Here is an 11741-nt window from a genome sequence, read left to right on the forward strand (position 1 = left end):
CACGTATTCAGCATGAAAAGGCAAAGCACTTTATGCAAAGGAGTGCCACCAATGAAAGTCGATAACTATAAAAAAGAATTGCTTTACAGAAAAGCACAGAAAAGTAAGCACCTAGATAAGTTCAGGTCAAAAATGGAGAACCTGATCTCAAACGCAAAAAATTGCACCACGCAACTAGATCTACAAGAAACTGACAAGTTGATCCGAGCAATCGGGGCAACACACTGGCCTTCATCTACCAATGAAGACTTCTCCTCCACCGCCGATTTCTTTAACCACATCAAAAATGAATTACTCCAACAAGAATGCTACATACTAATTGATGACGACTGGAGATATTGCGGAGCAATACTTACAAAAAACAATTGTGAATTAAATATAAAATACAGCTTTGACGAGAACCACAGTGATGAAATTAGATTTATCTCTGCTGATCTCTCCATCTTTGCCTCAATAGACTACATACATAACCACTACCCCCCACTATGAGTATTTAATTAAACGGCGCTAAGGTAGATCAGTTGACGACACCGATAGAGGTCACACACGACTTTGAAGAAATTACCTGAGGCGGAAACTTCAGAAGCGAGCAACCATGATTGCATTCGAATTTACACGCACAGATGAATATTCAAAATGCACGTAGAACACAAACTAATCATTAAAAAATTACACGATATCACCGACCTGCTTGCATCGGCGGACTATGAGTCATTATCAAACATGTGCAATGGAGTCAGACTCAATGCTGAAGAAATAGAACATGCCATTGAAGAATACGGAGAAACACTGATACCAGTACCCTGGAGCGAATTAACATCTGCAATTATTATAGAAATTATAAACTCAATACCTAAGGCATGGTCCGTCACCTGCCCTCTATGGTCTAAAGCCGAAGGCAAATCGGACCTTACGTTAGAGCTCACAATGATCGCTACTCCATCCGGAGAGTTGACCGTAGAGCTCGACAATATACATGTACTTTGACAAGCATCAAACGGCTTTGCTTCTCGCGATCGCCGGATAGTACTTAGAGAATACGAGATAGTACTGATCTTTAAAAACTCACACATTGGCTAATAAAGTTTGAAAAACAAGGCACATTACACCTACAACAGCGATAACCTGCCCATCGCTATCATCGATGCCAACGGTGGCTCACCTGATATGTGTGGGAAGGCGACACGCCGGCATTCGAAAACCTAGTACCTAAACAGGGCCCTCTAAAAATTATCAGAGAACCATAAAATGACGAAAGATCCACTAATTTGGGGCACCATCAAATCTGAAGTTCAACGGTATCAGACCTTCAATGAACACAATGAGCTTGTCCCGGACCTGCCAAGCCAAGAAATAGCCATACGACTTTTAACGACCCTGCGGCTCTTCTTTCTAGAGGAAGGCCTACTAACTAAAACCATACTCGACCAGGAAAACAAATTTATCGACACCGAACTTCGAATGAGTGACTTCACGCAAGAAGGGATAGAACTCATAAAGTCAAAAGTTTCTTCTTGGGTGAGTTCACAGAGCGCAAGAAAAAACCCGCCAGACTTAAGAGCACTGCAAAAACACTTGAAGGAAATTAGATCAAGAAATAATCCGACCTGATGGTGCAACCATCATGAATAGAGCTGAAATTCTTGCCACGCTAGAAAACAAATCATCCTCGTTGACCTGTACGGTGCCCAGACAGGTCTACCATTGATACTTCTAGATAAGGCAATGCAGATATTGGAACAAAACGCAATTTCTTTGCCAGCACTGACTAAGTAATACAAAGGATTGCTACGGCAACACTCTACTCTGCCAGAAGTAACTGCCTCTACATCTTTATCTCCGAAATTGCAAGAGAGTTGTACATCCAAATCAACCGCTCAAAAATCTTACGACCGTGTCGACATCGAGATTAGATCAGACAAGGCTTACACGGAGCAATGAAATGTACACAGACTATCTAACAAACCCAGAAAGCTACAAGCAACTAGAAGAGTATTTTTTTGAAATTTTCAACAACGAACTTCAGAAGCGGCGCTCTATAGCCAAAGACTTTACGAGCCCTCATTACAGCGCTCATTTTGCCGACGGCACTCCATTCATGGATGCAAATCCGATATTTTCAGCAAAGAACACAAGAACAGGAAACATCTTGATAGTTGTCATCACTGAAGATGTCAGCGAATACGCTATAAACCACAACTCAATTGACGATTTCGAAGAGCTTTGTTTGGTCATGAAGATTTCAGATATCAGCCTAGCGCAGCAGGACATTTCCTCATGGATCGCCGAACAAAAAGAATGACAACCTCAAAAAACTAAAAACCTAACCAACGACAACTACACCGATATTTTTTTGCTCATTAAAAAATAACCTGAAACACTCTTCAGCAGGTGCCAAATTCATCCTGACGGAGTAAATATTTTCAGCGATAGAAACCTAGAAAAACTAGCGAGCGCATTAGGAGAAACTACGAAATGCCCATAACGAAGCCGAATGCTATTAAAATCATGGACACTCAGAACATGTGCATTGGTAGCGCTGAGAACCCTGCTATAGCCGAGAAAGTCATTTCCGGGACATTTCTCCCAACTCAGCACTATAAAAAATATGAAAAATATTTTTCCGACCTAGAACAGACTGCAAATAAACTATTGCTTACACACGCAGATCAATTAGAGCGGCAAATACAAGCACTCGCATTCTACGCAGCAACCTTGAGCAACAGAAAAATCAGCATTGAAAACCTGCAAATAATGGAAAATCAAATAGTATTCACCATTACCTATACAGAGGACGCCGAAGCCATTCAATACGCTGAATTTTTCTTAGTTCGATGACCTAAGACCACCGGCCTGTAGGAGCAGCCTTGTGCTCTGCGCGACAGCGCAGCCCAAATGGGCTGGGCAATCTCCCTCATTGCGCCCGACAGTTTCTCCCGCAGAGGCACGCACAAGCTTTCTAGGCTCTGTACGAAAAGAGATGTCGCAGACACCGCATGGAACAAGCCAGTGAGACCATGGCGGCATAGCTTTTCGCGAGCTTGTCGAAGCGCGTCACGATGCGGCGGTTCTCTTTCAGCCAGCCAAACATGCGCTCGATGATGTTGCGCTGTCGATATTTGGGCCGATCAAACAATCTGGGTAAGCCAGGCTTGGGTTTGCGCTTCATTGAGCGCATCGGGATGACGGGTTGCATGCGGTACTGGTCGCAGTAGCGGCGCAGCGCTTCGGCATCGTAGCCTTTGTCAGCAAGCAGCCATTTGCAGCGCTTGCGCGGACGACCTCGTTGGCTTGATGGAATGCTGACTTCGTCCAGCAGTGGCTGGGCGTAGCTGATGTCACTGGCTTGACCGCCAGAGAGAAGGAAGCGCAACGGTGTTCCGTTGGCGTCGCAGAGCATGTGGATCTTGGTTGTCAGGCCGCCGCGACTGCGGCCTAGAGCGTGATCGGCAGGCTCGTCAGGCCCCCTTTTTTCCCGGCGCCAGAAGAGGCTCGGGTTGCGCGTACAGCAGTTGAGTCGATCATCCAGGTTTGCAAATCGATCAAGCCTTGCTCATTCAATTTCAGGTGCAAGCGTTTGAGCATCTGATCGAACGTCCCCTGGTTTCGCCAGTCCCGGAACCGTTGATACACCGTTGACCACGGGCCAAATCGCTCCGGCATATCTCGCCACGCAGCACCCGAGCAGAGCACCCAGAGCACGCCATCGAGCATCAGCCGATCACTCAGGCGGGGCCGCCCCCGACCATGGGTTTCAGTGAAGAGATCGGCAACCAAAGCCCAAGCCTCATCCGAGAGTTCGTAACGCTTAGCCATCACAGAATTCCTTTCCGTAGATGGCGGATGACTCTACAAAATCTCAGCGTTCAAGGGGCAGCGATCGGGTTTCTCGGGATTTCGTACAGAGCCTAGCGCTTGACCAATACCTCCGCTCCATCACGTCCGGCTTTCAGCCAACCCCACCAACGCACTGCCGCCATGAACAAATCTTCATTTTGCTGGCGAGCGCCCTGATTGCGGGCGTGGCAGCCCTCTTCGCCTCTGCAGCCGCAGGCCTTCACCTTGAGGGGGCTCACTACCTTGCGTAGCATCACCGCCCCCCGGGGCCGCTGCGCGGCCCATTCGCGGGCACGCCCGCTCCCACAGGCGCGAGCCCAAAGCGCTCACACCTCACCCAGCCACACCATCAGCAGACAGAACCCCGATGCCGCAACCCATACCCCTCAAGGACCACGAAAAGGAAAAGCACCTGGTCAACCGCCGGCTTCTGGCCTGCGCCGCCCTGGTCTTCAGCCTGGTCGCCGTCCTGGTGGGCCGGCTCTATGTGCTGCAGGTGCTGCAACACGACCAGCAGACCGCCGTATCGGAAAACAACCGCGTGCACGTGCTGCCCATCGCCCCCGAGCGCGGGCTGATCTACGACCGCAACGGCGTGGTGCTGGCCGACAACAAGCCCAGCTTCGACCTGACCATGACCCGCGAGCGGGCCGGCGGAGACACGGCCAAGGTGCTCGATACCCTGGCCCAGGTGCTGAGCCTGACCGACGACGACCGCAAGCAGTTCGACAAGGACCTGCGCCGTGGCCGCAAGCCGTTCGAGCCGGTGACCCTGATGGTCGGCCTGAGCGAAGAGCAGATCGCCCTGGTGGCGGTGAACCAGTTCCGCCTGCCAGGCCTGGAGGTGGAACCACAGTTCATCCGCGAGTACCCGCTGGCCGAGCATTTCGCCCACTCGGTGGGCTATGTGGGGCGCATCAACGAGAAAGAGGCCAAGACCCTCGACAGCACCGAATACCGGGGCACCCAGTCGATCGGCAAGACCGGCATCGAGCACTTCTACGAAAGCCAGCTGCATGGCCACGTGGGCTACGAGGAGGTCGAGACCAACGCCCAGGGCCGGGTGATGCGTGTGCTCAACCACAAGGCCCCGACCCCGGGCCAGGACATCGTCCTGACCCTGGACGCCCACCTGCAACTGGCCGCGGAAAAGGCCCTGGGCGACCGCCGCGGCTCGGTGGTGGTGCTCGACCCGGCCAATGGCGACGTGCTGGCGATGGTCAGCAACCCCAGCTTCGACCCCAACCTGTTCGTCAAGGGCATCAGCTTCAAACAATACGCCGCCCTGCGCGATTCCATCGACCGCCCGCTGTTCAACCGCGTGCTGCGCGGCCTGTATGCCCCCGGTTCGACGGTGAAGCCGGAGGTGGCCATCGCCGGCCTCGACAGCGGCGTGATCACCCCGGGCAGCCGGGTGTTCGACCCGGGCTACTACGAGCTGCCCAACTACGACCACAAGTACCGCAACTGGAACCGCAGCGGCGATGGCTGGGTGGATATGTACACCGCCATCATGCGTTCCAACGACACCTACTTCTATGACCTGGCGCACAAGCTGGGCATCGACCGCCTGCACGACTACATGGCCGAGTTCGGCCTGGGCCAGAAGGTGTCGCTGGACATGTTCGAGGAAGCGTCCGGGCTGATGCCGTCGGCCGAGTGGAAGCGCGCCACCCGGCGCCAGGCCTGGTTCCCGGGCGAGACGCTGATCCTGGGCATCGGCCAGGGCTACATGCAGGTCACCCCGCTGCAGCTGGCCCAGGCCACCAGCCTGCTGGCGAGCAAGGGCGTGTGGCACCGCCCGCACCTGGCCATGACCGTGGGTGGCGATGCGCCGGTGGACCCCAACCCGATGCCCAATATCGTGCTGCACGACAGGCACGCCTGGGACCAGGTCAGCCAGGGCATGCAGATGGTCATGCACGACCCGCGCGGCATCGCCCGCGCTGCCGCGGCCGGTGCGCAATACCGGATTGCCGGCAAGAGCGGCACCGCGCAGGTGGTGGCGATTAAGCAGGGCGAACGCTACAACCGCGACAAGACCCTGGAGCGGCACCGCGACAATGCCCTGTTCGTCGGCTTTGCCCCGGCTGATCACCCGAGTGTGGTGGTGGCGGTGATGATCGAGAACGGTGAAGCCGGCGGCCGGGTGGCAGGGCCGGTGGTGCGGGAGGTGATGGATGCCTATCTGCTGGATGAGCAGGGGCATCTGAAGCCGGAGTATGCGGGTGGGGTAGTGCCTCGGAGCGTGCCGCATGCTTGAGACCGCTGGAAGCCGCTCTATGGCCTGTTCGGGCCTCTTCGCGGGCACGCCCGCTCCCACAGGTGCTGCGCCAACCTTGAAAGCGGCGCGATACCTGTGGGAGCGGGCGTGCCCGCGAAGAGGCCGACACAGACACCCAAATTGCTAGTTCCGGTCGCCTCCGCGATCGTCCCCAACGTCATGCTCAGCCCCATCGTCGGCGCCATGCCCTACACCGTGGGGCTCGCCCACATCGTGATTCGCCTCATGATTGGCTTCGTGGTTGGCCTCGTGGTCGGCACCATCATCTGCACCATTGCGCCCGCTGCCATCATGCCCACCACCATCGCCACTGTGCCCGCTGCCACTGCCGCCGTGGCCACCACCCGAGCCACCACCGCCGCTACCGCCACCTCCACCGCCATGGCCACCGCCGCCGCCACTACCACCGCCGCCACCATGGCCACCACCACTACCACCACCTCCGCCGCCATGGCCACCGCCACCACCACTACCGCCGCCGCCACCATCCTTCGCATACGCGCTGGAGGTACCGCCAATGGAGTCCGGCACCAACACGGCCGAAGCCGACAACACTGCACCGATAGCCAAAGCCAACAAGCATTTCCTGAGCATCATGATGTCTCCGCTTGGAGTAGCACCGGGTTGCACGATGAACCCTGTGATTTCCGGCCCCCCATGGGGCGACTTGCTAACCAGCGCGGCCTTCCATCTGCAGCGGTTGAACGAGATCCTTCAGGGCCTGCCGGCCAAATATTTCGGGATGTTTCTTGATTTTTGAGCGTAGCCACGCCGCTGCGCTTGTCACCGACCGGCCATCAGAATGGCTGGCTCGCCAAAGGCCCACTGCACCATGGCCCGGCGAGCCGGATTGCTCAGGATGCCGCGCGAGGCATCAGTTCATACGGGTGCTTCCACCCTGGCAACGCCTGGATTCGCGCTTTCCATGCCTCGATGTGGGTGAACTGCGCCAACGCAATGCCAGTGTCCTCCGGCATGAACACATACCCGGCCAGCGACAGGTCAGCGATCGTCAGCCGGCCACCGACCATGAACGGTGTCTTCGCCAGGTGCGCGTCGACGATACGGTAAGCCGCCATGGCACGTTCACGCAGGAACCGGGTCACATCCGTTTCACCGGTTTTCTTCAGGCAGAAAAGAAAACGCAGCGCCGCGTAGTAGCTGGTGAACTTATGGTTATCGAACAGCATCCAGCGCCAGATCTCGCGCTTTTCGTCTTCGTCGCGGGGGCCGAACTGCCCGGTTTTCTCCGCGAGGTAGTCGAGGATCAGCGCAGACTGGGTAAAGGATTTGCCGGCGTGTTCCAGCACCGGCACCTCGCCCTGTTCGTTCACGTCGTCGCGCCAGGCTTGTTCGCGAGTCTGGCCATTGAAGAAATCGACGAACACCGGCTGCCAGTCCTGGCCTGTGAGTTCAAGCATCAGGGCGGCCTTGTAGGCGTTACCGGATTCGGCGAAGCAATGCAGCTTGTAGTCGGGCATGGGGAGAACCTTCATCCATTGAAATGATTGGGCCAGCAGCCCGAGCAGATCACGCCTGGCTGGACAGGGTCAATGCCTGTTTCCGATACGAAGGGAACTACCACCCCACCTGCGCTTTCTTAATCACTGAGTGGTTCAATTACTTGGGCTTCACGCTACTGGAGAACACACCATGCGCCACCTACTCCTCGCCCCTGCGCTGCTGCTCCTGCTGCCTGCCGGTGCTGCCCTGGCTGACGTCGACGCAGGCGACGTCGCAACCTCGGCCGGTGTTTCCGCTTCGCTTTACTCGACCTTCAAGGACGACAAACGGATCATCCCGGCGCGTGACGAGCTTTCGGCCTTCGTCGCCAGCGGTGGTGCAATCCGTGGCGCCTATGTGGAGTCGGCGCTGGAACAGGCCCGCAAGGACAACCCAGGCCTGCAGGCCAATGATGAAGAGCTGGCCCGGGCCCTCCTCTCGCAGGATGACCGCATAGCCGATCATTGATTGATTGAGCTAATCCTGCACAGGCCTCTTCGCGGGCTTGCCCGCTCCCACAAGTACTGCACAGGCATCAGACCCGGTGCCGTCCCTGTAGGAGCGGGCAAGCCCGCGAAGAGGCCTGTGCAGGCATACATTCACCCCCAGCCATCCATGCGCATGGTAGCCCTTACCAGCCGCTGCTCTTCCTGCTCGATCTCCCGCAAACTGTCGCGGATCCCGTTGATATGCTCGCGCGCCGCGCGCTGCGCCTGCTCGGGCAACTGCTCCATCACCGCGTGATACAACCGCGCATGCTGGCGGTCGATCTGGCGCTTCTGCGCCGGCCGGCAATACAAGTTGTTGACCGAGGCGAACACCGTGCTCAAGGTCAGGTCACTGAGCGATTGCAAGGTATGCACCAGCACCGGGTTGTGCGAAGCCTCGCTGATCGCCCTGTGAAAGGCATGGTCGCGGCGGGCATGTTCACGGGCATCCATCGCTTCTGGGGCTTCGTGCGCAGCCAGCATTTCTTCATAACGCCGGCGGATCAACAAACGGTCGACCTCGGTGGCCCGCAGTGCCGCCAGGCGCGCCGACTCGGCTTCCAGCAACGCCCGCACTTCCAGCAGGTCGAACAGCGTGCGCGGCTGCGAGCCGAACAGGTGCATCAACGGCGTGGCACCCGCATGGCCCGTCAGGTCGGCGACGAACGAGCCGCGCCCCTGCTCGGTGTCGATGATGCCGCGCCCGCGCAGGATGCGCAGGCCCTCACGCAGCGCCGAGCGCGAGCAGCCCAGCTTGTCCACCAGGCGCCGCTCCGACGGCAGGGCCTGGCCCACCTTGAGCACGCCTTCGACGATCAGCCGCTCGACCCGTTCGGCCACCTGGTCGGCGACCTTGGCCTTGCCTTCAGTACCCACTGCGTACCCTCCTGCTGGTAGGACCACTTCGACCACCTGCTTCAATCTAGCCGGGCAAAGCCGTCAATAACCAGTACCCGTCGCAAAAACTGGTAGGACCAGTTCACCCCGTGCTCGACCGCGGCGGCTGCCACGCGCAGGCTGCAAGGGTGAGCGCTTTGCCAACAACAACAAAAACCGTTGCCGAGTGAGCCGATGAATATCCTGTATGACGAACGCGTCGATGGCGCGCTGCCCGACGTGGACCAGGGGGCGCTGCTGCAAGCGCTGCGCGCTGCCCTGCCGGACCTCGAGATCCTGCACCGCGAGGAAGACCTCAAGCCCTATGAATGCGACGGCCTCTCAGCCTACCGCACGGTGCCGCTGCTGGTGGTGCTGCCCGAGCGCCTGGAGCAGGTGCAGGCGCTGCTCAGGCTTTGCCACCAGCGTGGCATGCCGGTGGTGGCACGCGGCGCCGGTACCGGCCTGTCGGGCGGCGCCCTGCCACTGGCCAAAGGCATCCTGCTGGTGATGGCGCGGTTCAACCGCATTCTCGAAGTCAACCCGCAGGGCCGCTTCGCCCGTGTGCAGCCCGGCGTGCGCAACCTGGCCATCTCCCAGGCGGCCGCGCCCTACGGCCTGTACTATGCGCCGGACCCGTCCTCGCAGATAGCCTGCTCCATCGGCGGCAATGTCGCGGAGAATGCCGGTGGCGTGCACTGCCTGAAGTACGGCCTGACCGTGCACAACCTGCTCAAGGTGGAAATCCTCACGGTCGAGGGCGAACGCCTGACCCTTGGCAGCGATGCCCTGGACAGCCCCGGTTTCGACCTGCTGGCACTGTTCACCGGCTCCGAAGGCATGCTCGGCATCGTCACCGAAGTCACCGTCAAGCTGCTGCCCAAGCCCCAGGTGGCACGGGTGCTGCTGGCCAGCTTCGACAGCGTCGAGGACGCCGGCCGGGCAGTGGCCGAGATCATCGCTGCCGGGATCATCCCCGGCGGCCTGGAGATGATGGACAACCTGGCGATCCGCGCTGCCGAGGACTTCATCCACGCCGGCTACCCGGTTGACGCTGCGGCCATCCTGCTGTGCGAACTGGATGGCGTCGAAGCCGATGTGCACGATGACTGCGAACGGGTCGCCGCCGTGCTGGCCCAGGCCGGTGCGCGTGATGTGCGGCTGGCCTGCGACGAGGCCGAGCGCGTGCGCTTCTGGGCCGGGCGCAAGAACGCCTTCCCGGCGGTGGGGCGCATCTCCCCGGACTACTACTGCATGGACGGCACCATCCCGCGCCGCGAACTGCCACGGGTGCTCAAGGGCATCAGCGACCTGTCCGCCGAATACGGCCTGCGCGTGGCCAACGTGTTCCATGCCGGCGACGGCAACATGCACCCGCTGATCCTGTTCGATGCCAACCTGCCAGGCGAGCTGGAACGTGCCGAAGCCATCGGCGGCAAGATCCTCGAGCTGTGCGTGGCCGTAGGCGGCAGCATCACCGGCGAACACGGCGTGGGGCGCGAGAAGATCAACCAGATGTGCGCACAGTTCAACAGCGACGAAATCACCCTGTTCCATGCGATCAAGGCCGCCTTCGACCCGCAAGGCCTGCTCAACCCCGGCAAGAACATCCCCACCCTGCACCGCTGCGCCGAATTTGGCGCCATGCACGTGCACCATGGGCAACTGCCCTTTCCCGAACTGGAGCGTTTCTGATGAGCATGGACCGCGACATCAGCCAGGCCCTGCTGGAGCAGGTCAACCAGGCGCTGAACCAGGCCACGCCGCTGCGTATCCAGGGTGGCAACAGCAAGGCCATGCTCGGCTGCCCGGTGGCCGGCGAGGTACTCGACACCCGCAGCCACCGCGGCATCGTCAGCTACGACCCGACCGAGCTGGTGCTGACTGCCCGCGCCGGCACGCCGCTGCGCGAGATCGAGGCAGCGCTGCACGAGGCTGGCCAGATGCTGCCCTGCGAACCACCGCACCTGGGCCCCGACGCCACCCTGGGTGGCATGGTCGCGGCCGGGCTGTCCGGCCCAAGGCGGCCGTGGGCCGGGTCGGTGCGCGACTATGTGCTGGGCACGCGGGTGATCACCGGCCACGGCAAGCTGTTGCGCTTTGGTGGCGAAGTGATGAAGAACGTTGCCGGCTACGACGTGTCGCGGCTGATGGCGGGCAGCTTCGGCTGCCTCGGGCTGCTGACCGAGGTGTCGCTGAAAGTGCTGCCCCGCCCGCGCCAGTGCCTCAGCCTGCGCCTGCCGATGGGCCGCCACCAGGCGCTGGCGGAGCTGGCCGAATGGGGCCAGCAGCCGCTGCCGATCAGTGCGGCCTGCCATGACAGTGACGCGCTGTACCTGCGCCTTGAAGGCGGCGAAGGCTCGGTGCAGTCGGCACGCCAGCGTCTGGGCGGCGAGGCACTGGACAGCAGCTTCTGGAGCGACCTGCGCGAGCAGCGCCTGGCGTTCTTTGCCGGCCCCGCGCCGCTGTGGCGCTTGTCCGTGCCCAACACCACCGGCGAGCTGGATTTGCCCGGCCAGCAGCTGATCGACTGGGGTGGCGCGCAGCGCTGGCTCAAGTCCACGGCACCGGCGCAACACATCCGCGAGCAGGTCGCCAAGGTTGGTGGCCACGCCACCTGCCATGCCCCTGGCGCTGCCAGCAGCCCACCGCTGCCTGCCGCGCTGATGCGCTACCACCGAGCGCTCAAGCAGCAACTCGACCCCCAGGGTGTGTTCAACCCTGGCCGCCTGTACCCGGACCTGTGAGGCCAG

The 11741-nt window shown here is 59.3% G+C and carries 14 protein-coding genes; 10 read left to right on the forward strand and 4 right to left on the reverse strand.

The window, feature by feature from the left end; all coding sequences use genetic code 11:
- Positions 1-51 precede the first annotated feature (51 nt).
- The 5 genes from GYA95_RS12465 to GYA95_RS12485 all read left to right on the forward strand — a co-directional run bounded on the left by GYA95_RS12465 (position 52) and on the right by GYA95_RS12485 (position 2838).
- Entirely contained in the window at positions 52-489 is a 438-nt protein-coding gene (locus tag GYA95_RS12465; RefSeq protein ID WP_015270783.1) for a hypothetical protein, read from the forward strand.
- Between the two features lie 147 nt (positions 490-636).
- Entirely contained in the window at positions 637-987 is a 351-nt protein-coding gene (locus tag GYA95_RS12470; RefSeq protein ID WP_137188577.1) for a DUF7668 domain-containing protein, read from the forward strand.
- A gap of 261 nt (positions 988-1248) precedes the next feature.
- Entirely contained in the window at positions 1249-1611 is a 363-nt protein-coding gene (locus tag GYA95_RS12475) for a hypothetical protein (protein ID WP_137188576.1), read from the forward strand.
- Between the two features lie 331 nt (positions 1612-1942).
- Positions 1943-2302: a hypothetical protein gene (locus tag GYA95_RS12480; RefSeq protein ID WP_015270784.1), complete on the forward strand. Its 360-nt coding sequence runs from the start codon at positions 1943-1945 to the stop codon at positions 2300-2302.
- Between the two features lie 173 nt (positions 2303-2475).
- On the forward strand, positions 2476-2838 hold the full coding sequence (locus GYA95_RS12485; RefSeq protein WP_015270785.1) for a hypothetical protein: 363 nt from the start codon (positions 2476-2478) through the stop codon (positions 2836-2838).
- A gap of 121 nt (positions 2839-2959) precedes the next feature.
- On the opposite strand, the gene GYA95_RS12490 is transcribed toward GYA95_RS12485, so the two are convergent.
- Positions 2960-3816 (reverse strand): IS5 family transposase gene (locus GYA95_RS12490; protein ID WP_085986357.1). Its coding sequence is split into 2 segments (ribosomal slippage): positions 2960-3472 and positions 3475-3816, totalling 855 coding nucleotides; the frame shifts between segments, so codons are not numbered across the junction.
- A 388-nt stretch (positions 3817-4204) separates the two neighbouring features.
- On the opposite strand from GYA95_RS12490, the gene mrdA reads away from it, so the two are divergent.
- Positions 4205-6100, forward strand: coding sequence for a penicillin-binding protein 2 (gene mrdA, locus GYA95_RS12495; protein ID WP_015270786.1), 1896 nt, complete (start codon positions 4205-4207; stop codon positions 6098-6100).
- Between the two features lie 209 nt (positions 6101-6309).
- Here the strand turns inward: mrdA and GYA95_RS12500 are convergent, their stop codons facing one another.
- Positions 6310-6618 (reverse strand): hypothetical protein, encoded by a 309-nt coding sequence (locus GYA95_RS12500; RefSeq protein WP_015270787.1) that lies wholly within the window; start codon positions 6616-6618, stop codon positions 6310-6312.
- A 20-nt stretch (positions 6619-6638) separates the two neighbouring features.
- On the opposite strand from GYA95_RS12500, the gene GYA95_RS12505 reads away from it, so the two are divergent.
- Entirely contained in the window at positions 6639-6881 is a 243-nt protein-coding gene (locus GYA95_RS12505; protein WP_015270788.1) for a hypothetical protein, read from the forward strand.
- A 94-nt stretch (positions 6882-6975) separates the two neighbouring features.
- Here GYA95_RS12505 and GYA95_RS12510 read toward each other — a convergent pair whose 3' ends face one another.
- Positions 6976-7602 carry a glutathione S-transferase family protein gene (locus GYA95_RS12510; RefSeq protein ID WP_015270789.1) on the reverse strand — a complete coding sequence of 209 codons (627 nt, stop codon included), beginning with the start codon at positions 7600-7602 and terminating at the stop codon, positions 6976-6978.
- Positions 7603-7774: 172 nt separating this feature from the next.
- Here GYA95_RS12510 and GYA95_RS12515 point away from each other — a divergent pair, with 172 nt between their 5' ends.
- Positions 7775-8092, forward strand: coding sequence for a DUF2388 domain-containing protein (locus tag GYA95_RS12515; protein ID WP_015270790.1), 318 nt, complete (start codon positions 7775-7777; stop codon positions 8090-8092).
- A gap of 131 nt (positions 8093-8223) precedes the next feature.
- On the opposite strand, the gene glcC is transcribed toward GYA95_RS12515, so the two are convergent.
- On the reverse strand, positions 8224-8988 hold the full coding sequence (glcC, locus tag GYA95_RS12520) for a transcriptional regulator GlcC (RefSeq protein ID WP_015270791.1): 765 nt from the start codon (positions 8986-8988) through the stop codon (positions 8224-8226).
- A gap of 195 nt (positions 8989-9183) precedes the next feature.
- Between glcC and glcD the strand changes: the two genes are divergently transcribed.
- Positions 9184-10683 carry a glycolate oxidase subunit GlcD gene (gene glcD / locus GYA95_RS12525; RefSeq protein WP_015270792.1) on the forward strand — a complete coding sequence of 500 codons (1500 nt, stop codon included), beginning with the start codon at positions 9184-9186 and terminating at the stop codon, positions 10681-10683.
- Positions 10683-11735 carry a glycolate oxidase subunit GlcE gene (glcE, locus tag GYA95_RS12530; protein WP_015270793.1) on the forward strand — a complete coding sequence of 351 codons (1053 nt, stop codon included), beginning with the start codon at positions 10683-10685 and terminating at the stop codon, positions 11733-11735. Before glcD ends, glcE begins: the two co-directional genes overlap by 1 nt.
- Positions 11736-11741: the final 6 nt, after the last annotated feature.

It is taken from the genome of Pseudomonas asiatica (genome assembly GCF_009932335.1).
Classification (GTDB): domain Bacteria; phylum Pseudomonadota; class Gammaproteobacteria; order Pseudomonadales; family Pseudomonadaceae; genus Aquipseudomonas; species Aquipseudomonas asiatica.